Source organism: Micromonospora sp. NBRC 110038, assembly GCF_020884815.1.
Taxonomy (GTDB): domain Bacteria; phylum Actinomycetota; class Actinomycetes; order Mycobacteriales; family Micromonosporaceae; genus Micromonospora; species Micromonospora haikouensis.
This window is the reverse complement of record NZ_BBOL01000001.1, coordinates 1,114,453-1,137,081: the sequence shown is the minus strand read 5'-3', so window position 1 is coordinate 1,137,081 and position 22,629 is coordinate 1,114,453. Positions and strand designations below refer to the sequence as shown.

Genomic DNA, 22,629 nt, shown 5'->3' with positions numbered 1-22,629 from the left:
AGGCGTCAGTCGGGGAGGGAGAAGTAGTCCTCCTCTTCCTGGGCCAGGTGCAGGCGCAGGACGGCGTCGAGGCCGTACAGCGCGGCGAGCAGGTCGGTGACCTGGTCGCCGCGCAGCGGCCCGTCGCCGGCCTGGGCGAGGTGCCCGCCGATCCGGTCGACCAGCCGACGGATCTCCACGTGTCCCCGGCTCATCGGCGAGGTCGCCTCGTCGCTGCCGAGCGGCCCGGCCAGCGCCGGGTAGAGCTGCCGCTCCTCGGCGGCCTCGTGCGGCAGCACCCTCCCGGTGAGCCGCCCGTGCACCGCGCGCAGGGCGGGCAGGCAGTCGGGCGAGTCGGGGTGCGTGGCGACCAGGTCGGCGGTGTCGCGCAGGGCGGCGAGCACGTCGCGGATCGCGGCGTGCTCGCCGGCGTACCGGCCGAGCAGTTCCCGGGTGTCCGGCGGGACGTCCCGGCGGCGCAGCCCGCCGCCGAGAGCCCGCAGCGCGTTGAGGATCACCACGACGTCGATGCCCTCCTGGAGGAACGCCCCGGCCACCGGCGGCAGCCTCCCGGCGGCGGCGACCAGCATCGCCGCCACGGCCAGCGCCATCCCGACGACGGCGCTCTGGGTGGCGATGCGGCGGGCGTACCGGGCGATCTCCACGGCGTCGGCGAGCCGGTCGAGCCGGTCCACGGTGAGCACCGCGTCGGCGACGTCGGCGGAGGCGGTCGCCCCGGTGGCGCCCATCGCCACCCCGACGTCGGCCTCGGCCAGGGCGGGGGCGTCGTTCACCCCGTCGCCGACCATCACGGTGACGGCCCGGCGGGACTCCTCGCGTACCCGGGCGGTCTTCTCCTGCGGCGTGCACCGGGCCAGCACGTCGTCGACGCCGACGGCCTGCGCGACCTGGTCGGCGGTGCCGGGCCGGTCGCCGGTGACCATGATCAGCCGGGTCAGCCCGGCCTCGCGCAGCCGCCGCACGGTGCGGCGGGCGTCGGGGCGCACCGGGTCCTCCAGCAGGATCGCACCGAGCGGCTCCCGCTCGTCGCTGACCCAGACGGCCGACCGGCCGGCCAGTTCGGCGCGCTCGGCGGCCCGGGCCGCCCACTGCGGCAGTTCCCCGCCGAGCTGGCCGACCCGCACCAGCCGCCCGTCGACCCGGCCGGTGACCCCGCGCCCCGGCTCCTCGGTGACGTCGGTCGGGTCGGTCAGCCGCAGGCCCCGCTCCCGGGCCTGCCGGACCAGGGCCGCGGCCAGCACGTGCGGGGAGAGCTGCTCCACGGAGGCGGCCAGCCGCAGCACCTCGTCCCGGTCGCCGCCGGGGGCGACCACCGTCTCGGCGGCCCGGGGCCGGCCGGCGGTGAGCGTGCCGGTCTTGTCGACCAGCAGGGTCCGGGCCCGGCCCAGCAGCTCCAGCGAGCCGCCGTCGCGGACCAGCACCCCGCGGCGGGCCACCCGGGACAGCCCGGAGACGATCGCGATGGGGGTGGCCAGCAGCAGCGGGCAGGGGGTGGCCACCACCAGCACCGCGACGGCCCGCACGAACTCGCCGGAGAGCCACCAGCCCAGCCCGGCCAGGACCAGCGTGAACGGCACGAACGCCGCCGCGTACCGGTCGGCCATCCGCACCATCGGGGCCTTGCGCGCGGTGGCCTCCTCGGCGAGCCGGACGATCCCCGCGTACGTGCTGGCCGCCGCGCTCTTCGTCGCCCGCAGCCCGAACCCGGCCCCGGCGTTGGCCACGCCGCTGGCCACCTGCTCGCCGGCCGCCCGCTGCACGAGCCGGGACTCGCCGGTGACGACCGACTCGTCGAGGGTGGCGGCCTCCTCGACGGTCCCGTCGACCGGCACCACGTCGCCGGGGCCGACCACCAGCCGGTCGCCGACCGCGACCCGGTCCAGCGGGACCGTCTCGATGCCGCCGCCGGGGACCCGCCGCCGCGCCGTGCGCGGGGCCCGTTCCAGCAGGGCACGCAGGTCGCGGGTCGCTCTGCGCTGGGCGTACGCCTCCAGCGCGCGGCCGGTGGCGAGCATCAGCGCGATCACCGCGCCCGCCAGGTACTCCCCGACGACGAGCGCGCCGGCCAGCGCGAGGACGGCGATGACGTCCACCCCGAACTGCCGCCGCCACAGCTGGCGCAGCATGGACCAGGCCGCCGGGGCCAGCGCCGTCACGGTCGCCGCCGCCCACAGCCAGTCCGCCCAGGTGCGCCGGCCGGCGAGCCACAGCCCCGCCCCGGCCAGCACGGCCAGCGTCAGCGCGGCCAGCGGCGCCCACTGCAGCCCGCGCGCCCAGCGCTGCCGCACCGGCCGCTCCGGTACGCACTCCCGCGCCTCGGTGCCCACCTGCGGATCCTCTCAACGGGCGGGGTCGGCGAGGAGGCCAACCACCGAATCGCGCCCGCCGCCTGTCATGATCGGCGGAGGCGAAGTACCCGGGCGGGACGGGACCTGCGTACCGTGCGTCCGGGGGTGCCGGTGCCGCAGGATGGAGCGGCAACCCCGCCCGGGGCACCGCGCGGTGGGGCACGATGGGCTGAGACGAAAGGTCGTGACGATGAGCCACGAGACGCCGGCGACGGACCGCCCGCTGACCACCGCGCTCGCGGAGGCCGCCGCGACGGCCGGCCACGCGCCCTCGGTGCACAACACCCAGCCGTGGCGCTGGCGGGTGCTGCCCGACGCGCTGGAGCTGCGCGTGGTGCGGGACCGTCAGCTCGCCGCCACCGATCCGGAGGGCCGGCTGTCGGCGCTGAGCTGCGGCGCGGCGTTGCACCACGCCCGGGTGGCCCTCGCCGCCGAGGGCTGGGCGTTCGTGGTGGAACGGCTGCCCGACCCGGGCGATGCGGAGCTGCTGGCGCGGGTCGGCGACCTCAAGCGCGTCGAGGCCGACCCCGACGCCATGCGGTTGGTGCAGTGCATGCAGGTGCGGCACACCGACCGCCGCCCGGTCGGCGACGAGCCGGTGCCGACGGCCGCGCTCGGCGACATCGCCGCGGCGGTCGCCGCCGAGGGCGCGCGGCTCCAGGTGCTCAACTTCGACCAGGTGATGGAGCTGGCCGCCGCGGCCTCGCACGCCGCGACGGTGGAGGCGGAGGACTCGGGGCAGCGCGAGGAGTTGGACTACTGGACGAGCCGGGCGGGCACCGGCACGGGCCTGCCGCCGGAGGTGCTGCCCGAGCAGGCGCAGCAGACCACCGTGCCGGGGCGGGACTTCGGCCGCCCGGGCACCCTGCCGATCGGGCCGGGCCACGACCGGGCGGCGGCGTACGGGGTGCTCTTCGGCGACGAGGACGAGCCGGACAGCTGGCTGCGGGCCGGGGAGGCGCTGTCGGCGGGGTGGCTGACGGCGACCCGGCTGGGCGTGTCGATGGTGCCGCTGTCGGGCGTCGTCGAGGTGGAGGGCACCCGGCAGACCCTGCGGCAGGTCCTCGCCGGCCTCGGGTACCCGTACCTGGTGCTGCGGATGGGGATCGCGGACCCGGCGCACGCCGGCCCGCCGCACACCCCCCGGCTGCCCACGGAGCAGATCGTCGACACGTCCGCGGTGCGTTCGCCGGGCGATACCATCGCCGGGTGAACGCACCGAACCCGAGGCATGAGCCGGTCGCGCCGTCGCTGGGGTTGAGCCCGCTGTCGCGGGTCCGCCTCGACGAACTGCTCCAGGAGATGCTGGACCGGGTCGGCGAGGTGGTCACCAGCCGGGAGCGGCTGCGGGCCCTGCTCGACGCGGTGGTCGGCATCGGCACCGATCTCGACCTGCGCAGCACGCTGCAACGGATCGTCGCGGCGGCGTGCGAGCTGGTCGGCGCGAAGTACGGCGCGCTCGGGGTGATCGGCCCCGACCGGCTGCTGCACGACTTCATCACCCACGGCATCGACGCCGAGCTGCACGCGAAGATCGGCGACCTGCCGCATGGGCGGGGCGTGCTCGGCCTGCTCATCGACGAGCCCCGCCCGGTGCGGATGCCCGACATCACCAGGCATCCCAAGTCCTACGGTTTCCCGCCGCACCACCCGCCGATGCACAGCTTCCTCGGGGTGCCGGTGCGCATCCGCGAGCAGGTCTTCGGCAACCTCTACCTGGCCGAGAAGCAGGGCGCGGCCGAGTTCACCGAGGACGACGAGGAGATCGTGGTGGCGCTGGCCGCCGCCGCCGGCGTGGCGATCGAGAACGCCCGGCTGTACGCGCTGGCCCACCGCCGGGAGCGCTGGCTGGCGGCCACCGCCGAGATCACCTCGGTGCTGCTGGGCGAGGTGCGGCGCACCGACGCGCTGGCGCTGGTGGCCCGGCGGGCCCGGGAGGTCGCCGAGGCGGAACTGGCCGTCGTGCTGCTCTACGACGAGGACGCCGGCCAGTTCACCGTCGAGGTGGTCGACGCCGCCGACAAGCCGGCCCGGGGGCCGGCCGACGGGGCCGGCGAGCCGGTCCGGGGGCTGGTGGGCGCGGTGCTGCCGGCCGGCGAGACCAGCTTCGCCGAGTCGGTCACCGAGCGGCGGCACACGCTGGTGGAGAACCTGGCCGAGGCCGCGCCCTGGCCGACACCGGTGACCGCCGGGCCGGCGGTGGTCTCCCCGCTGGCCGCCGCCGACACGCTGCACGGCGTCCTGGTGATCGCCTACCCGCCCGACCGGGGCGGGGCCACCGACGACGACGTGGCGCTGCTCGGCAGCTTCGCCGGGCAGGCGGCGCTGGCCATGGAGCGGGCCCGGGGGCAGGAGGAGCGGGAGCTGCTGGTGGTCCTGGAGGACCGCGAGCGCATCGCCCGGGACCTGCACGACGTGGTCATCCAGCGGCTGTTCGCCACCGGCCTGCAGTTGCAGAGCGGCGCGATGAACGCCCGCCCCGAGGTGGCCAAGCGGATCAACGCGGCCGTCGACGACCTCGACGCCACGATCCGCGACATCCGCCGCACGATCTTCGAGCTGCGCACCCCGATGAGCGCGGCGCTGCGCACCGAGATCCGCGAGGCGGTCGACGTGGCCGCCGAGTCGCTGGGCTTCCGGCCGTCGCTGGAGCTGACCGGCCCGATCGACAGCGCCGTCCCCGAGCCGGTCCGCCCCGACCTCACGGCCGTGCTCCGCGAGGCGCTGTCCAACGCCGTACGCCACGCCGAGGCGAGCCGGGTCGCGGTGGGCGTGCGGGTGGAGGGCGGCTGGGTGACGGTCACGGTCGCCGACGACGGCAAGGGCTGCGACCCGGCCGCCGCGCGGGGCGGCCTGGTCAACCTGCGCGAGCGCGCCGAACGCCACGGCGGCGAGTTCGAGGTGCGCCCGGTGACGCCCCACGGCACCGAGCTGCGCTGGACGGCCCCGCTGCGCGACGACTGACCCGGCGCGACGGCCCCGCTGAGCGTCGGCTGGCCCGAGCTGCGCTGCCGGGCGGCCCCGCTGCGCGACGGCTGGCCCGGCAGGTGCCGGCGGCCGGTCAGTGCGCCTTGCCGAGGAGGCGGGTCGCCAGGACGGCCGCCTGGGTGCGCCGCTCCAGGCCCAGCTTGGCCAGCACGCTGGAGACGTAGTTCTTCACCGTCTTCTCGGCCAGGAACATCTTGCCGGCGATCTCCCGGTTGGTCAGGCCCTCGGCGACGTATTCCAGGATGCGCCGCTCCTGCTCGGTGAGGGTCTTCAGCTCCCGGGGCTGCTCCACGCCGCTGCGGATGCGCTCCAGCACCCGGGTGGTGATCGCCGGGTCGAGCAGGGACTGGCCGGCGGCGACCCGGCGCACCGCGTCGACCAGGTCGGTGCCGCGGATCTGCTTGAGCACGTAACCCGACGCGCCGGCCATGATCGCCGCGAACAGCGCCTCGTCGTCCTCGTACGAGGTGAGGATCAGGCCCTTGATCGACGAGTCGACGGCGCGGATGTCGCGGCACACGTCGATGCCGTTGCCGTCGGGCAGCCGGGCGTCGAGGATCGCCACGTCGGGCCGCAGCGCGGGGATGCGGCGGGCCGCCTCCTGGGCGGAGCCCGACTCCCCCACCACCTCGATGTCGCCGCTGTTGGTGAGCAGGTCGGCAAGGCCACGACGGACGACCTCGTGGTCGTCGAGCAGGAACACCCGGATCATCCCTCGTTTCTACCCCCTCGGGCCGGGTGCCCGCACGGGCCGAAGGTCCCTACCGCCGCCGCGCGGCGGTGGGCTGGGGGTCCCGGCGCAGACGGGACGTCCGGCCCTGCCCGGCGACCGCCCTGGTCACGCACCGTGGAGGTGGACCAGACGGGGCGGCACGACTGCCACGGGAGGGGATCATGATGGAGACCGGCTTCACCGTCGAGCAGCTCAGGGCCGCCGCCGCCGACGCCGTGCGGGCGCCGTCGCTGCACAACAGCCAGCCGTGGCGGTTCCGGCTGCGCGACGGCGGGATCGAGGTGCTGCTGGACCGCGGTCGCCGGCTACCGGCGACCGACCCGAGCGGCTGGGGGGCCCGGATCGCCTGCGGGGCGGCCCTGTTCAACCTGCGGCTGGCGCTGGCCGTCGCGGGCACCCCGGCGACGGTGCGGCTGCGCCCGTACCCGACGGAGCCCGACGTACTGGCCCGGCTGGTCCCGGACGTGCCGCGCCGCCCCACCCCGACCGAGCAGATGCTGTACGGCGTCATCCCGCACCGGTTCAGCAACCGGGCCCCGTTCTGGCCCGATCCGGTGCCGGCCGACGTGCGGTGGCGACTCGGCGAGGCGGCCCGCGCCGAGCAGGGCTGGCTGGAGATGGTGATCGGGGTGAGCGCGGTGAACGCGTTCGCCGAGGTCGCCCGCAGCGCCAACCGGGTGTTGGAGCGCGACCCCGCCTACCGGGCCGAGCTGGCCGAGTGGGTGCGCAGCGCGCCCGCGCCCGACGGGGTGCCGGCCGCCGCGGGCGGCCCGCTGGGCGAGCCGCAGGACCTGCTGCCCAGCCGGGGCTTCGGCGGGCGCAGCCGCGCCCCGGGCCGGGACTTCGAGCCGGAGCCGCTGGTGGCGGTGCTCGGCACGGCCGGCAACACCACCACCGACCAGGTGGTGGCCGGGCAGGCCCTGCAGCGGGTGCTGCTCACCGCCACCGACGCCGGGCTGGGCGTGTCGATGATGTCCCAGCCGATCGAGGTGCCGGGGGCGCGGGAGGCGCTGCGGCTGTCCCTGGGCCGGTTCGGCACCCCGCAGATGGTGATGCGGATCGGGTACGGCCAGCCCGGCTCGCCGACCCCCCGCCGCAGCGTCGACGAGGTGCTGGACGTGCCGGTCGGCCAAGCGTGAGGCGACGGTCGCCGGGGTGCGCGCCGCACGCCGGCGACCCCCGCCCCGGCCTGTGCGCACGGTGGTACGGTGCCGGCCGATGGCCAGCTTCGCGATACTCGGGCCGCTCGAGGTGGCCGTGGCCGGGCGGACGGTCACCCCGCGCAGCGGCAAGCAGCGGGCGCTGCTGGCCGTCCTGCTGGTCAACGCCGGCCGGGACACCGGGCTGGACCAGCTCCTCGGCGCGCTGTGGGGCGACGCGCCGCCGGACACGGCCGTCGGGCAGGTGCAGACGCTGATCTGGCGGCTGCGCGGGGTGCTCGGCGACACCATCGCCACCCGCCCCGGCGGGTACCGGCTCACCGTCGCCGACGCCGACCTCGACGCGCGCGTGTTCACCGCCCGCGCCACCGAGGCCGCCGCGCTGGCCCGGTCGGGCCGGGCGGCCGAGGCGGCCCGCCGCTACGGCGAGGCGCTGGCGCTGTGGCGCGGCCCGGTCCTGGCCGACGTGCGCCTGCCGGGCGACCCGCACGCCGCCGGGTTCCCCGCCGCCGTGGCGGAGCTGACCGAGCTGCGCCTGGCCGTGGAGCGGGACCGGGTGGACGTCGAGTTCGCCCTCGGCCGGCACGCCGAGCTGATCCCCGCCCTGCACCGGATGGTCGACGCCGAACCGCTGCGAGAGGAGCTGCGGGAGCGGCTGATGCTCGCGCTGCACCGCACCGGCCGGCGGGCCGAGGCGCTGGAGACGTACCGGCGGGGCCGGGCGGCGACCGTGGCGGAGCTGGGCCTGGAGCCCGGCCGGGGGCTGCGGGAGCTGCACCGGCGCATCCTCGACGGCGACCCCCTGCTGGACGCCGCCGAGCCCGCCCCGGCGCCGCCGCCCGCGCCCCCGGCGGCCCAGTTGCCGATGGACGCCGCCGACTTCGTCGGCCGGCACGACCTCGCGGCCCGGCTGGCCGCACTGCTGGCCCCGCCGGCAGGCGACGGCCCGGCCACGGACGCCGGGCAGCCCGCCGCGCCGCCCGTCGTGGTCGTGTCCGGCGCGGCCGGCAGCGGCAAGACCACCCTCGCGGTACGCGTCGCGCACCTGGTGCGGGACCGGTTCGGCGACGGTCAGCTCTTCGTGGACCTGCGCGGCGGCGGCGAGCCGCACGACCCGTCGACGGTGCTGGGCCGGTTCCTGCACGCCCTCGGCGAGGACCCCCGGGCGGTGCCGGCCGACACCGACGAACGGGCGGCGCTGTTCCGGGCCCGCACGGCCGGGCGACGGCTGCTCGTGGTGCTGGACAACGCCGCCGGGGAGAACCAGCTCCGGCCGCTGCTGCCGGCCGAGCCCGGCTGCGCGGTGCTGGTGACCGCCCGCCGCCGGCTCACCGCCCTGCCCGGCGCGCACCACGTCGACCTGGGCGTGTTCGCCGCCGACGAGGCGGTGGACCTGCTGCGGCACGCGATCGGCCCCGACCGGGTGGCCGCCGAGCACGCCGACTGCGTGCGGGTGGCCGAACGCTGCGGGTACCTGCCGCTGGCCATCCGGATCGCCGGGGCGCGGCTGGCCGCCCGGCCGCACTGGCCGGTGGCGAAGCTGGCCGGGCAGCTCGCCGACGAGCGGGCCCGCCTCGACGTGCTGCGCACCGGCGACCTGGCGGTGCGCTCCAGCCTCGCCACCAGCTACCACGAGCTGGACCCGACCGAGCGGCGGCTGCTGCGGCTGCTCGGCGGGGTGGACCTGCCCCGGGTGCCGGGCTGGGCAGCCGCCGCGCTGCTGGACCGGTCGCCGGCCGAGGGCGAGGAGCTGACCGAGCGGCTGGTCGAGGCCCGCCTGGTGGACGCCGACGGCGGCGGCTACCGGCTGCACGACCTGGTCCGGGCGTACGCGCGGGAACTGCTGGACGCCGACGGCGCGCCCGGTGAGCGGACGGCCGCGCTGGGGCGGCTCGCCGGCGGGTGGCTGACGCTGGCCGACGAGGCGTACCGGCGTACCGGCGGGGGTTTCCGGCGGGGCGTGGCCGGCGCCGCCCCGCGCTGGTCGCGGTGGACGGCCGCCGAACGCGACGCGGTGCTCGGCGACCCGGTGGCCTGGTTCGAGGCGTCCCGGCGGATGCTGGTGGCGACGGTGCGGCGGGCGGCGGCGGCCGGTCTGGTCGAGCCGGCGTGGAACCTCGCCAACACCCTGGGCCGGCTGTTCGAGCTGCGCGAACACCTCGACGACTGGGCGGGCGCGACGACGGCGGCCCTGGACGCCTGCGTGGCCGCCGACGCCGACGCGGGCCGGGCCTGGCTGCTGCGGTCCCTCGGCGAACGGCACCTCAACCTGGACCGCCTCGACGACGCGCTGGCCTGCTTCGACGCGGCGCTGGCCGGGTTCGACCGGCTCGGCGAGCGCACGGGGCAGGCGCTGGCGCTGCGTGCGGCGGGCACCGCCTACCGGCTGCAGGGGCGCGACGCCGAGGCGATGGCCGCGCTGAGCCGGGCGAAGGCGATCACGGTGGAGCTCGGCGACCGCGCCGGCCAGGCGCAGGTGCTGTTCGGTGTCGGCGCGGCGCACCGGGTGGCCGGGCGGCCCGGGCCGGCGGAGGCGGCGTTCCGGCAGGCGCTGGCCATCTTCGGGGAGCTGGGCGACCGGTTCGGGGAGGCGTACACGTCGACGAGCCTGGCCCTGGTGCTCGGCGGGCGCGGCGCGGACGCCGACGCCGAGGCGCTGCTGGGGCGGGCCCTCGGGCTGTGCCGGGAGCTGGGCTACCGGCGGGGCGAGGCGATCTCCCTGGGGCACCTGGGGGAGCTGCACCTGCGCACGGGCGCGCACGAGCGGGCGGTGGCCGAGCTGACGGAGGCGGTCGCGGGGGCCCGGGAGGTCGGCGACGGCATCGGCGAGCTGATCGCGCTGCGCCGCCTCGGCGCGGCGTACCTGGCGCTGGGCCGGTTGCCGGCCGCCCGGTCGGCGCTGCGCTACTGCCTCGCCCTGTGCCGCGAGCACGGCGAGGACGGCGAGCGGGAGCGGGCGCTGCGCCTGCTCGGCGAGGTGCGAGCGGGCTGAGAGCCGCCGCCGCGCTCGTGCGAGCGGGGTGAGAGCGGGCTGAGAGGGCCGGGGAGGCGTCCACCGGGGAGGGTGGACGGCGGGCGCGTGCCGTGCCCACCGGACCTGGGGAGGCTCCACCATGACCGACCGTTCCATCCCCGCCGGGGACCGCCCGGGGCTGTCCCGGCGCGGCTTCCTCGGTGGCGTCGGGGCGTCCGCCGCCGCGCTGACCGTCGGCGGCGTCCTCGGCGACGCCCGGCCCGCCTCGGCCGCCTACTACATGAAGTGGGGGGCCGTCGTCTCGCCGGGCGACGCCAGCAACAACATCGACTTCAGCCGCAAGGTCGACATCCTGCGCCGGATGCGCCCGCAGACCGCCCGGATCTCGATGTTCTGGGGCGACCCGTACAACCGGCGGTTCAGCGACGCGCAGCTCGACTCGCTGCGCGGCACCGGGCTCACCGAGATGATCATCCAGTCGTCGGAGGACCCGGACCCGAACCTGGCCCGCCACCAGCTCAGCCTGATGCTGCCGTACATCGACGCGCACCCGAACACGCTGTTCGTCTGGGAGATCGGCAACGAGCCGGACTGGCACCAGCCGAACAACCCGTGGCTGGCCCGGTGGAACCGGCTCGCGACGATCCGCGACAACAAGCCGTCGCAGGACCGGGGCAACCTGCTCTGGGCGGTCAACATGCCGGCCGGCCGGTGGGCCGGTGACGGCAGCGGCTTCACCTTCGGCAGCTCCGGCAGCTGGTTCGACGCGTTCGTCCGGGACACCGGCGACGGGCTGGGCGGGATGCTCTCCGGCCCGTACCAGCCGGACGTGGTGACGGTGCACTGCTACAGCTCGACGTACCTGAAGCGGGGCGCGGACGGCGGGGGCGAGCGCAACCCGTACAAGATGGTCGACTACGTGCGGGGCTGGAACAACCGGATCAGCATGAAGGTCACCGAGGCCGGGATCGACGGCTACAAGTCCGACCGGGGCTACCGCTACGTCAGCTTCGGCTCGTCGGTGGCCAACGAGACCGCCGGGCAGATCGACAGCGTCTGCTTCTACGGCATCCCGCCCGCCGAACGGGAGTACGGCATCGGCGAGGGCGAGGCCGACCAGATCGGCACCCACCCCTGACCGCCCGGACCGGGGCCCCGCCGCCGGCGGCTGACGTTGCGGAGTCGGCCTGCGGCGGGCCCCGGTCCGTGGCGCAACGGCATCCGTGGCGGGGTCACCGGGACCAGCCCCGCCACGGGTGCGGCGGGTCGCGGCCGTCGGTGTGGGACGGCCGCGACCCGCCGACCACCGTTGCCGTGTACGCCGCCGGCGGGCGTCCAGGAGCGGCTACGCCGTCGGCGGGGCGCGGCGGGACCGCATCGCCCAGCCGAGGAAGCGGGCGTGCAGCGCCGCCGGGTCGGGCAGGCCGCCCAGTCGCAGCGTGTCGTCCATCGCCTCGTACATCGACGAGGCCAGGTAGAACGCCAGCGCGACCGAATGCCCCTCGAACTCGATCGTCAGCGCGAGGCGGGCCCCGTCGCCTGACCCGTCCCGCGCAAGCGCCCCGGCGCCGGCCGACGCTCGCGAGCTCAGAGATCTTGGTACGAAACGGCCCCTAGAGGGGCCGTTTCGTACCAAGATCTGCCCCGGCCTCCGCTCTGCGGCGTTGTGTGGGGTCTCGTGGCCGCCCGGGGACACGCGCTGCGCTTGTCCCCGCTCACACTGACACCGGCTCGAAACGGCGGAGGCGGACTTCCGCGCGCTACTCGTCGAGGATCTGCTCCCGGAGGATGTCGGCGTGCCCGCAGTGCTGGGCGAGTTCGCGCAGCACGTGCAGATAGACCCACCGCAACGGCAGCGGGCCCCGCCGGTTGCCACGCAGGACGTCGTCCAGGTCCAGGGACGACGTCGCCCGGCGGGCCGCCTCGCAGGCTTCGCGGTGCGCCTGCTGGACGCTGGCGATCGTGTCACCGTCGTCGAGGAGGAACGAGTCCTCCGAGGCCGCGGGGAGGCCGAGCTCGACGCGCGGCCGGCACGTGATGGCCTCGTCGAACCAGACCCTCTCGACGAAGGTCGCGTGCTTCACCAGGCCCAGCAGCGTGGTCCGGGAGGGCACCAGCGATCGGCGCGCCTGTTCCTCCGTCAGCCCGTCCAGACAGTGGTTGAGCGCACTGCGGTGCTCGTCGATGAACGCCTCGAACTGGGCACGGGCCGGCTGTGCGATGACCTGGTCGGCGAAGGTGGGCGGCAGGGAAGGCATGGCCGAAGCATTCCAGATCGTCGCGCCGCAGACGACCACCGGGACGAACGACCACCGGAAGCAGCGGTCAGCCGGCCCGGTACGAGAGGTAGCGCCCCTTCGGCCAACTGTGGAAGTTGTTCAGCTCGGACGCCTGGCCGCTGCAGTCGGGGGTCTGGTAGCCGGGGACACTGCCGAAGCCGCCGCTCCAGGCGAGCATCCAGGTGGCGTCGGCCGGGACCGGACGGCAGACGCCGTCCGGGGCGGCCTGCCTGCCGACGATCTCGGTCGGATAGCTCGAATAGAAGACCAGGCCCGTGTCGGGGCTCTGGAACGGCTCACCGGCGGCTGCGGGCGACGCCGGCAGCGCCACGGCCAGCGTGGCGACCAGGGCTGCGGCGAGACCTGCGGCGGCGGGCTTGACGGATCTGCGCATGGCGTCCTCCCGGTACGGCGTTCGGGGAAGGGCCGGAGTTCGGTGTAACCCGAACACAAAACGACCCTCATCAATGCAACGATTGACCGGGGAAGGCCCGCGTGTCAACCACGGGGCGGCGCTGATCCGCAAAGTAGGCGGCGCTTTCCGCATCCGCCGGATAGTAGGACTCGATCGCGATCTCGTCGATCGTGACGTCCATCGGCGTGCCGAATGTAGTGATGGTCGAGAACAGCCGCAGCTCCCGTCCGCCGATGCGCAGGATCATCGGAATCACGACGTCGGTGTCGATCCGTTGGCTCGACGCGTCCTCGGGTGCGGCTGCCAGCAGCTCCTCGTAGAGTGCGGCGACTTCAGGGTCGGGGGCGACGGCGAGCTGGCGGGAGATCCGGGCACGGAACACCGCGCGCACATCGGCGAGGTTCACGACCATGCGGACGAAGCCGCGCGGGTCCAGCCCCAGCCGCACCAGGTTGACCGGCGGTCGCAGCAGGTCGGGGTCCACCTGCGCGAAGAACGGGTCGACGGCGCGGTTGGCCATCACGATGTTCCACCGGCGGTCGAAGACCACCGCCGGATACGGCTCGTGCGCGCGGAGCACCCGCCGGACCGCGTCGCGGGCCGCCGACAGCGCGCCGTCGTCGAGGGGACGCTCGGCGTACCGGGGCGCGAAGCCCCCGGCGAGCAGGAGCCGGTTGCGATCGCGCAGCGGCACGTGGAGCTGGTCCGCGAGTCGGAGGATCATGCCGGCGCTCGGCTTGGACCTGCCCGTCTCGACGAGGCTGACGTGGCGAGCCGAGACGTCGGCAGCGATCGCGAGATCCAGTTGGCTCAGTCCCCGGCGTCGCCGCCACTGCCGCAGGAGATCCCCGACCGTGTGCACGATCGCCAAGCGTACGCGTCGTCGCGCCGGGCGCCATGAAGTCCGATGTCATCGACAACCGGAGCGGCCACGGAAACACTGCGTCCATGACCACACAGAACAACAGTGCGCAGAACAAGAGCATCGTCCAGCGGGCGCTCGCCGGGCTGGTCGAGACGGGCGACGTCGATGCGCTCGCCCAGTTCCTGAGCGACGACTTCGTCCACCACAGACCGGGCTCCGTGAAGTCGACCAGGAGGGAATGGCTCGCCGCCGTCCGCGCCGCGCTGGTGCCGCTCGTCGGCATGCAGGTCGAGATTCATCAGGTGCTCGCCGACGGTGATCACGTCGTGGTGTACTCGCGGCGGTGGCTTCCCGATGCGGGGCCGGAGATCGCGGTCGTCGACATCTGGCGGATCGACGCCGGGCTGATCGCCGAGGGGTGGGAGATCATCGAGCCGACGGCCCAGGTCGCCGCCAATCTGGCGTGGTGGGAACCCGCTCGGCGGTAGACGGCGCACGGGCCACCTCCGGCGTGCCGCCGGACGGCGATCCGTCCGGCGGCCTCCGGGGTCAGCCGGCGGCGGCGAGCAGGGCGGCCTCCCGCTGCGGGTCCAGGCCCACCGGCGGGCGCGCCGGGCGGCCGGCTCGCGGCGGCACGCCACCCACCGCGCGCAGCCAGGCCCAGGTGTCGGCGACGGTCTCGGCCACCGGCCGGCACGTCAGCCCCGTCGCGTGCGCCCGCTGCACGCCGCGCTCCTGCAACCAGCGGTACTCGTGCCCGAGGGGGACCCAGATCGGCAGGTCGTTCCACGGTTCCACCCCGGCGGCGAGGATCGTGTCCGGGTCGGTCCAGCGCAGCCGGGCGGTCGAGCCGGTGGCGGCGACGCAGGCGTCGAGCAGCTCACCCATCGTCGCGTGCCCGGTCCGCGACAGCACGTTGTACGCCCCGCCGTCGCCCGCCACGCCCCGGTCCAGCAGCCACGCCGCCAGGTCGCGGACGTCGACGTACTGCAGGGGCAGGTCGACGGGGCCGGGGGCGAGCACGTCGCCGCCCCGGGCGACCCGGTGCAGCCACCAGGGCAGCCGGCCGATGTCCTCCCCGGGGCCGAGGATCAGCCCCGCGCGGGCCAGCAGGGCCCGGTCGCCGAACACCGCCGTGGCGGCCCGTTCCCCACCGGCCTTGAACTGCGCGTAGGAGCCGTCGACGGCGTCGGGCTCGGCGGCGACGGTGGGCGCGTCCTCGCCGACGCCGAACGGGACCGGCCGGGTGTAGACGGACCCGCTGGAGACGTACCCGAACCAGCCGGCCCTGTCGCGCAGGGCGCGGGCGGCGTCGCGGACCGCGCGGGGCGCGCCGTCCCAGGTGTCGACGACGAGGTCCCACTCGCCGTCGGCCAGCGCGGCGAGCCCGCCGGGCGCGTCCCGGTCACCCCGCAACTGGTGTACGCCCGCCGGCAGCGCGCCGCTCACCCCCCGGTTGAACACCGTCACCGACCAGCCGCGGCGCACCGCCTCGGCTACCGTCGCCCCACCCACGAAGCCTGTCCCGCCCAGCACCAGGAGTCTCATCGTCCCACCCTGACCCGGGCGGCGGCCCGGCCGCGACGGGTGTTCACCCCCAGCGGATCTGCCGACAGCAGAACCCGGGCCGCCCAGGTCACACGTGGGAGCCCAGGTGCTCCCGCGCCCAGGCGGCGAAGCTGGTGAGCGGGATACCGAGGTCCCTCGCGTACTCCGGTCGACCCGGCTGGCCGACCGCGTTCATCCACTCGTGCGTGACGCCCATCGGCGGCATGCCGGCGGCGATGGCCTCCTCCTCGGTCATGTCCGGCGCGGCGAGCGGCGTGCCCAGCACGCGGGAGAGGGTCTGTGCGATCTCCGTCATCGACAGGTGGTCGCTGGCCAGCTCCAGCTCGACCCCGTCGAAGCGCTCCGGGTCGGCGATGGCCGCCGCGGCGGCCCGGCCGATGTCGTCCACCGCGACCAGGGACAGCCGGGTCTCGGGGCGCAGGACGCTGACCAGGCCGCCCGCGATGCCGCGCGGGAACAGGTACGCCATGGACGGCAGGAAGTTCTCCATGAAGAAGCCCGGCTTGAGCAGCGTCCAGTGGGGGAAGCCGGCCTCGCGTACCCGATCCTGGATCTCGCTCTTGGCTCCCAGGACGGGTTCCATCATGGCCCAGCGGCCCTCGGCCCAGCCGGGGGCCTCGGTGTGCTGGCCGGCGCCGGTGACGGAGGTGTGCACGAACTGCGGCACCCCGGCGGCCCTCGCGCCCTCGACGAGGTTGACGCCCTGGACGACCTCCCCCGCGAAGTCGGGGACCCCGGTGCTCATGTCGGGCATCTGCACGGAGAAGACGGCGCGGGCGCCCTGCGCGGCGCGGGTCACGGAGTCGCGGTCGCGCAGGTCACCGGTGACCAGTTCGACGCCGAGCGCCTCGACGGCCGTGGCCCGGTCGGTGTGCGGGTCACGCACCAGGGCCCGGACGGGCACGCCTGCCGCGCGCAGGGCACGGACGGTCGCGCCGCCCTGCCGGCCGGTGGCGCCGGTGACCAGGACGGGTGCGGAATCTGCGGACATGTCGCTCCTGAGCGCTCGGCCTTAAACGGCGGGGCCCGCCGTTTATAGGCCGGTACGATACGGCGGGGCCCGCCACTTAGCAAGCTCGGAGCTGACGCCATGCCCGACCACCAGCCCGCCGACCGCCAGCGCGCCGACGCCCGGCGCAACTACGCGCGCATCCTCGCCGTGGCCGAGCAGGAGGTCGCCGCCCACGGCGGCGGCGCATCCCTGGAGCAGATCGCCCGCACCGCCGGCGTCGGCTCGGCGACCGTGCGCCGGCACTTCCCCACCCGCCGCGCGCTGCTGGAAGCCGTCTCCAGCAGGCGGATCGACACCCTGAGCGCCCGCGCCCGCGACCTGGCCGACAGGGGCGACAGCCGGGACGCCCTCCTGGACTGGCTGTCCGACGTCGTCACCTACTGCGTCACCGCCCGAGGGCTGGCGGCCACGCTGGCCTACGGCGACGTCCCGCCGGACCCGGTGCACGGAAACACGTGTGCGGCGGCGATCCAGGAGGCGGCGGACCCGCTGCTGCGCCGCGCCGCGCAGGACGGCGCGGTGGCGCCCGACGTCACCGCCGCCGACCTGATCGCGCTCGTCGTCGGCATCGCCCTGGGCACCGAGCACCACCCCGACCCCGCCGCCCGGGCGGACCGGCTGTTCCGCCTCGCGGTGGCGGGGCTGAGCCCAGCTAGGAGCGAGCGCTAATAAGGGGCCCCTGCTCTACGGAATGCGTTAACAGGGTGCCCTTGCCTACTCGCCCAGGGCGGCGAGGAGGTGCTCGCCGTAGCGGGCGAGCTTGGCCTCGCCGACGCCGTTGACCCGGGCCAGCTCGTCCAGCGTCGACGGCGGGTCGGCGGCGATCTGGCGCAGCGTGGCATCGTGGAACACCACGTACGCGGGGACGCCCTGCTCCTTGGCGGTGGCCGCCCGCCAGGCGCGCAGCCGCTCGAACACCGGCTCGGCCCCGGCCGGCAGCTCGACGACGGCCGCCGCCCCGGGGCGGGCCTTCGCCGCCGACCGCGCCTTCGGCGGCCGGACGGTCTCGCGGCGCATCGGCACCTGCCGGCGGCGGCCCAGCACCTCGGCGCTGGCGTCGGTGAGCACGAGGGTGCCGTAGTCGCCCTCGACGGCGAGCAGGCCCTGGGCGAGCAACTGCCGCACGACGCCCCGCCACTCGGCCTCGCTCAGCTCCTCGCCGATGCCGAACACGGACAGCGTGTCGTGGCGGTGCTGGACGACCTTCTCGGTGCGCCGGCCGAGCAGGATGTCGATGCACTGGCCCGCGCCGAACTTCTGGTTGCGTTCGCGGTGCAGCCGCAGCACCGTCGACAGCAGCTTCTGGGCGGCGATCGTGCCGTCCCACGACTCCGGCGGCTCCAGGCAGGTGTCGCAGTTGCCGCACGGCCCGCTGTCCTGCCCGAAGTAGCTGAGCAACCGCACCCGCCGGCACTCGACGGTCTCGCAGAGGGCGAGCATGGCGTCGAGGTGGGCGGCGAGCACCCGCCGGTGCGCCGCGTCGCCCTCCGAGGAGTCGATCATCTTGCGCTGCTGCACGACGTCCTGCAACCCGTACGCCAGCCAGGCCGTCGACGGCAGGCCGTCGCGGCCGGCGCGGCCGGTCTCCTGGTAGTAGCCCTCCACGGAGCGGGGCAGGTCGAGGTGGGCGACGAACCGCACGTCGGGCTTGTCGATGCCCATGCCGAAGGCGATGGTGGCCACCATGACCAGGCCGTCCTCACGCAGGAACCGCTTCTGGTTCGTGGCGCGGGTGGCCGCGTCCAGCCCCGCGTGGTAGGGCAACGCGGCGACGCCGTTGGCGACGAGGAACTCGGCGGTCTTGTCGACGGAGGCCCGGGAGAGGCAGTAGACGATGCCGGCGTCGCCGGGGTGCTCGGCGTGGATCAGGTCGAGCAGTTGCTTGCGGGGCTCCCGCTTGGCCACGATCCGGTACTGGATGTTGGGCCGGTCGAAGCTGGCCACGAAGTGCCGGGCCGCCGTGAGGTCCAGCCGGGTGGCGATCTCCCTGGCGGTCTCGGCGGTGGCCGTGGCGGTCAGCGCGATGCGCGGCACGTCGGGCCAGCGCTCGTGCAGCATCGACAGCGCGAGATAGTCGGGGCGGAAGTCGTGACCCCACTGCGCCACGCAGTGCGCCTCGTCGATGGCGAACAGCGCGATGCGGCCCCGGTCGAGCAGCCGCAGCGTGCCCCCGCTGCCCAGGGCCTCGGGGGCGAGGTAGAGCAGGTCCAGCTCACCGGCGACGAACTGGGCCTCGACGAGGCGGCGGGCGTCGGGGTCGAGGGTGGAGTTGAGGAAGCCGGCCCGCGCCCCGACGGCGGTGAGCGCGTCCACCTGGTCCTGCATGAGGGCGATCAGCGGGGAGACGACCACCGCGACGCCGTCGCGCACCAACGCGGGGATCTGGTAGCACAGCGACTTGCCACCGCCGGTGGGCATGAGGACCAGGGCGTCGCCGCCGCCGACCACGTGGTCGATGATCTCCTGCTGCTCGCCCCGGAAGGCGTCGTAGCCGAAGACCCGCCGGAGCACGCCCAGCGGAGTCTCGGCGAGCGTGTCGCTGGGGGAAGTCATCCGGCGAGTCTACGAGGGCGCCCCGACACCGTCGCCGGACCCGGCCGGCCCGGCGGCGAAGTAGCCCGCCAGATCCCAGCCGCACAGGTGCACCCTGCCCTCGTGGTCGCCGGTCACCCGTCGGCCGGCCCGCCCGGTCCGGGGCGGGCCGGCCGCGTGACGCGAGGTCAGTCGATGGTCAGGGCGATGGCGTGAACGGAGCCGTCGCCCAGGTCGATCTCCAATCGTGGGGGCCCGGGACGAGCCCGGTGGTGTCCCACCGACGCCCGGGTGTGATCGTCATCAGGGCGGACTCCGACGTCTGTACGCCGGCACTGGTTGCCGTGACGGTTACCCGCACGTGCCCGGTCCTCGCCGCGGTCAGGACTCCCGCCGGGGTGACGCTCGCACCGGCGGTGTTGGTGTCCATCGGGGCGATCTGGTAACCGTACGTCGCTGTCGGGTCCGTCGGGAACACACGCGCGGACAGCTGCGTCCCCGAGGATGCCTGGTCGAGCCTGACTGCCCGATCCCCGAAGTTGACCCGCGACGGGTAAGCGTTCGGGAACGCCGAGCCGGTGGCGTCCGGTGCGCCGGAGGTCACCACGACCGGGAACGTGGTCGACCTGCTCTGCCCGTTGGCGGTGGCCCTGGCCGTGATCAGGACGGCACCGGTGGACACCGGTTTGACCGAGCCGCGGGCGTCGACCGTCGCGACCGACGGGTCGGAGGAGGTGTACGTCACCTTGAGCGCCCGATCGGACAGCTTCCAGAACGTCATGTCGTGCTTGGTGACCGACAGTCGCGCGTTGATCCGGTTGTCGGGGGTGTCCAGGCTCAACTCGGTGGCGTCCGGCTGGGCCGAGACCACCTCGACTCCGGGCGTCCGGCGTCCGGTCACCCGCAGCTTCACCGACTTCAGGTCCGCGTCGGCCGAGCTCGGCCCGGCCAGGATGGTCCAGTCGCCCGTGGGAAACACCTTCTTGTGCTTCACGTCGTCCCAGAACCACAGGTCACCGGCGTCGATGGTGACCTTCACCGTCTTGGTCTTCGCAGCGATCAGGCCGCTCTTGACGAAACCCTTCAGCTGCTTGAGCGGGCGTTGGCTACCGTCGGCGCCCTGCGGAGCTCTGGCGTAGACCTCCACGACAGCCTTGCCCGGGCGATTGGCGGCCCGGTTCGACACGGGCACCGAGACCGTCACCGATTCGTCGGGAGTGATCTTCGAGGACGACAGTCTCGGGGTGCCGTAGCCGAAGGGCGAGTATGACAGGCCCTGACCGAACACATAGTGGGGAGCCGCGCAATCAGGACCGACCTGGTAGTAGAGGTAGGTCCGGCCGCACCTGGCACCTTCCGCCCTGGTCATCCGGTAGTCCTCGATCGCGCGGTCCGGAGCGGCCGCCGGCCCGAGTTGTGCATCGACGTCGGAGTACCAGGTCAGCGGCAGCTTGCCGGAGAAGTTGGCCACCGCGGTACGCCCGTCCTCCAGCGCCACCGCGTCGTTGAACAGCAACTCGGCCATCGCCTTGCCCTGGTACATGCCGTTGAAGGACGACCAGACGATCGCCCCCACGCTCGGCAGGTCCTTGAACGCGCTGACGTCGACCATGGTCTTGGCCTGGATCCACACCGCGATCTTCTTGCCGTACTTCTGTGCGAGCGGGGCGATCGAGTCCCGGATCAGCTCGGCCTGCATGCGCGGCATGACGACTGTTGAGCGGTCCGTGCCCTCTCCGCCGTCGTTGTTTCGGTGACCGACGACGACCACGACATTGTCAGCCTGGGAGATCTGGTATTCGGCGGTCGCCGCGTCCGCTACGGGATCGCAGGGGCTGCTGGCGCACACAGAGGTGGTGATCGCGGTGCCGTTGGCGTCGAGGACGTCGGGGAACACCGCAAGGTGGCTGGACAGGAACGGCGTAGTGGAGCCCGCGGTCACGGCCGAGGGAGCCGACCCCGTCCGCTCGGCCAACGCCTGGGCGAAGGTGGTGTCGACCGCCGTGGGCCCGGAGTAGGAGCCCGACTGGAAGTTGTTGAGGGTGTCCACGTGCCCGAGGGCGACGGTCTTGCCGGACGCCGCGCCCGCGAACGGGAGCGCTCCGCCGGCGTTCTTGAGCAGCACGGGTGCCTCGAGGGCAGACTCGTGCGCGACCGCACGGTGCGCCGGCGAAGCCAGCTTCACATCGGGATCGCCGGCCTCCGACAGCGAGTAGGAATCGCTGTTCCACGGGACCGAGGCGACGGGATCGAACTCACCCAGCTGGAACCGCGCGGTGAAGGCGCGCACGAGCGCGATGTCGACGTCGGCCTCGCTGACGAAGCCTTGGCTCTGAGCTGCCGGGAGTCCGCTCGCCGTCGGGTAGTCGCCGCCCGAGCAGTCAAGATCGGTGCCGGCCTTGAGCGCCCAGGCGTTGCCGAGGGTCTTGCTGATCTGCGTCTGCCCGCCGAGTTGGACGGGCTGCCACGAGTGTCCTGACGTCCCGGTTCCGTGCACGCGGGTGATCGCATCGCAGTCGGAGACGACGAAGCCGTCGAAGCCGTACGACCTGCGCAGCATGGTCTCGATGGCGTACCGGCTCGCCGCGGCCGGCGTCCCGGGCGTGCCGCCGGGTGTGACATTGTCGCGGGGGCTCCACAGGGTGGGGTAGCTCGATGCGGACGGGTAGTCCGTGGTGTAGTCCTCCACCACGGAGAAGGCGTTGTAGGCGGCCATCAGCGACCGCGCGCCCGCCTCGCCGGCCGAGGCCGCGAAGGGCGGCAGGAAGTACTCGTGCATCGATCGCTCGGTGATGTTCGACGTGCCGAAGTCACGGTTCGCCTCGGAGTTGTTCGCCAGGTAGTGCTTGGGCGTGGCGACCGCCTGGATGTAGTCGGCCGCTCCGGTGGGAACCGTGTCGGGACGTGACGCGGTGTCGCCCTGTAGACCGGTCACAAAGGCGCCGGCCACCTGGCCTGCCAGGAAGGGATCCTCGGTGTAGGACTCGTCCGCCCGCCCCCACCGGGGGTCGCGGTTGAGGTTCTGGTTCGGCGACCAGTAGGTCAGGCCGTGACAGGCGCCACCGGCGGGGTCGGGGTTCGTCACACCCGGCGGGCAGGACGTGTTGTAGGTCACGCGGGCCTCGTCAGCGATACCGCCGGCGATCTCCCGGGTGATGCCCGGATTCCACGTCGATGCGATCGAGGTGCTCTGTGGGTACTGCGTGTAGTTGCCGTTGCCGGGGACGGTCGGGAAGTAGATCCCGTGGTTCGCCTCTCCCCAGTATCCGTACGACTTCACGCCGAGCCGGTCGATCGCCTTCGGCTTCGGACGCCAGGTCGCATGCGGCTGCATCGCTATGAGCTGGTCGTACTTCTCCTCCAGCGTCATGCGCGAAACCAGGTCCGCCGCACGGACACTGAATGGCAGCGAGGTGTTCCGGTACGCCGGCGTGTCCTCGGCGGAGGCCGAAGCCGGCCGCGCGAACGCGGCGAGCCCGCTCGCCGCCACAGCCCACGCCAGCCCGAACGCCAAGGACCTGCGTCCTGGACTCCTGGCGCCTCTGCCGCGCCCCCTTGCTCGCGAGGGCGCAGAACTGGTCTTCACCATCGAGGATCCCCTCCCCTTCGCGTTGAAGAACTCAAATTTATCGATGGTTTCGCAGTGTCGATGCCCCATACCGTCACGGCAGGGAGTGTGGTCGGTTGCTGGCTGGGGTTGTCTTGTCGGTGGGGTGGTCGGGGTTTCGGGTGACAAGGGTCGGTTCGTAGGATC

General features: G+C 74.4%; 16 protein-coding genes. 7 read left to right on the top strand and 9 right to left on the bottom strand.

Annotated features, from left to right (window positions below):
* Positions 1-5: 5 nt before the first annotated feature.
* The gene (locus LPU61_RS04845) at positions 6-2,327 is read right to left on the bottom strand and encodes a heavy metal translocating P-type ATPase (protein WP_229404236.1); all 2,322 of its coding nucleotides are present in this window, start codon (positions 2,325-2,327) and stop codon (positions 6-8) included.
* A gap of 142 nt (positions 2,328-2,469) precedes the next feature.
* Here LPU61_RS04845 and LPU61_RS04840 point away from each other — a divergent pair, with 142 nt between their 5' ends.
* Positions 2,470-3,561: a nitroreductase gene (locus LPU61_RS04840; protein ID WP_374199590.1), complete on the top strand. Its 1,092-nt coding sequence runs from the start codon at positions 2,470-2,472 to the stop codon at positions 3,559-3,561.
* A 44-nt stretch (positions 3,562-3,605) separates the two neighbouring features.
* Positions 3,606-5,312 carry a GAF domain-containing sensor histidine kinase gene (locus LPU61_RS04835; protein WP_229404566.1) on the top strand — a complete coding sequence of 569 codons (1,707 nt, stop codon included), beginning with the start codon at positions 3,606-3,608 and terminating at the stop codon, positions 5,310-5,312.
* Positions 5,313-5,409: 97 nt separating this feature from the next.
* Here the strand turns inward: LPU61_RS04835 and LPU61_RS04830 are convergent, their stop codons facing one another.
* Positions 5,410-6,048, bottom strand: a complete 639-nt coding sequence (locus tag LPU61_RS04830) for a response regulator transcription factor (RefSeq protein ID WP_043962597.1) — start codon at positions 6,046-6,048, stop codon at positions 5,410-5,412.
* Positions 6,049-6,233: 185 nt separating this feature from the next.
* Between LPU61_RS04830 and LPU61_RS04825 the strand changes: the two genes are divergently transcribed.
* The 3 genes from LPU61_RS04825 to LPU61_RS04815 all read left to right on the top strand — a co-directional run bounded on the left by LPU61_RS04825 (position 6,234) and on the right by LPU61_RS04815 (position 11,341).
* Positions 6,234-7,208 carry a nitroreductase family protein gene (locus LPU61_RS04825; RefSeq protein WP_043964261.1) on the top strand — a complete coding sequence of 325 codons (975 nt, stop codon included), beginning with the start codon at positions 6,234-6,236 and terminating at the stop codon, positions 7,206-7,208.
* 79 nt (positions 7,209-7,287) lie between these two features.
* Positions 7,288-10,221: an AfsR/SARP family transcriptional regulator gene (locus LPU61_RS04820; protein WP_229404234.1), complete on the top strand. Its 2,934-nt coding sequence runs from the start codon at positions 7,288-7,290 to the stop codon at positions 10,219-10,221.
* Between the two features lie 121 nt (positions 10,222-10,342).
* On the top strand, positions 10,343-11,341 hold the full coding sequence (locus LPU61_RS04815) for a twin-arginine translocation signal domain-containing protein (RefSeq protein WP_043962596.1): 999 nt from the start codon (positions 10,343-10,345) through the stop codon (positions 11,339-11,341).
* 622 nt (positions 11,342-11,963) lie between these two features.
* On the opposite strand, the gene LPU61_RS04810 is transcribed toward LPU61_RS04815, so the two are convergent.
* The 3 genes from LPU61_RS04810 to LPU61_RS04800 all read right to left on the bottom strand — a co-directional run bounded on the left by LPU61_RS04810 (position 11,964) and on the right by LPU61_RS04800 (position 13,759).
* Complete coding sequence (locus LPU61_RS04810) at positions 11,964-12,461, bottom strand: DinB family protein (RefSeq protein WP_229404233.1); 498 nt, start codon at positions 12,459-12,461, stop codon at positions 11,964-11,966.
* Positions 12,462-12,528: 67 nt separating this feature from the next.
* On the bottom strand, positions 12,529-12,876 hold the full coding sequence (locus LPU61_RS04805; protein WP_043962594.1) for a hypothetical protein: 348 nt from the start codon (positions 12,874-12,876) through the stop codon (positions 12,529-12,531).
* Between the two features lie 70 nt (positions 12,877-12,946).
* Positions 12,947-13,759 (bottom strand): helix-turn-helix domain-containing protein, encoded by an 813-nt coding sequence (locus LPU61_RS04800; RefSeq protein WP_229404232.1) that lies wholly within the window; start codon positions 13,757-13,759, stop codon positions 12,947-12,949.
* 86 nt (positions 13,760-13,845) lie between these two features.
* On the opposite strand from LPU61_RS04800, the gene LPU61_RS04795 reads away from it, so the two are divergent.
* Positions 13,846-14,250, top strand: a complete 405-nt coding sequence (locus LPU61_RS04795) for a nuclear transport factor 2 family protein (RefSeq protein WP_229404231.1) — start codon at positions 13,846-13,848, stop codon at positions 14,248-14,250.
* Between the two features lie 61 nt (positions 14,251-14,311).
* Here LPU61_RS04795 and LPU61_RS04790 read toward each other — a convergent pair whose 3' ends face one another.
* Together LPU61_RS04790 and LPU61_RS04785 are read right to left on the bottom strand one after the other, a co-directional pair.
* On the bottom strand, positions 14,312-15,310 hold the full coding sequence (locus tag LPU61_RS04790) for an NAD-dependent epimerase/dehydratase family protein (protein ID WP_229404230.1): 999 nt from the start codon (positions 15,308-15,310) through the stop codon (positions 14,312-14,314).
* 88 nt (positions 15,311-15,398) lie between these two features.
* On the bottom strand, positions 15,399-16,322 hold the full coding sequence (locus LPU61_RS04785) for an NmrA/HSCARG family protein (RefSeq protein ID WP_043962592.1): 924 nt from the start codon (positions 16,320-16,322) through the stop codon (positions 15,399-15,401).
* A gap of 99 nt (positions 16,323-16,421) precedes the next feature.
* Between LPU61_RS04785 and LPU61_RS04780 the strand changes: the two genes are divergently transcribed.
* Positions 16,422-17,012, top strand: coding sequence for a TetR/AcrR family transcriptional regulator (locus LPU61_RS04780; protein ID WP_043962591.1), 591 nt, complete (start codon positions 16,422-16,424; stop codon positions 17,010-17,012).
* 45 nt (positions 17,013-17,057) lie between these two features.
* Here LPU61_RS04780 and recQ read toward each other — a convergent pair whose 3' ends face one another.
* Together recQ and LPU61_RS04770 are read right to left on the bottom strand one after the other, a co-directional pair.
* Entirely contained in the window at positions 17,058-18,896 is a 1,839-nt protein-coding gene (gene recQ, locus LPU61_RS04775; RefSeq protein WP_229404229.1) for a DNA helicase RecQ, read from the bottom strand.
* A 178-nt stretch (positions 18,897-19,074) separates the two neighbouring features.
* Positions 19,075-22,389: a glycoside hydrolase family 3 C-terminal domain-containing protein gene (locus tag LPU61_RS04770; protein WP_229404228.1), complete on the bottom strand. Its 3,315-nt coding sequence runs from the start codon at positions 22,387-22,389 to the stop codon at positions 19,075-19,077.
* Positions 22,390-22,629: the final 240 nt, after the last annotated feature.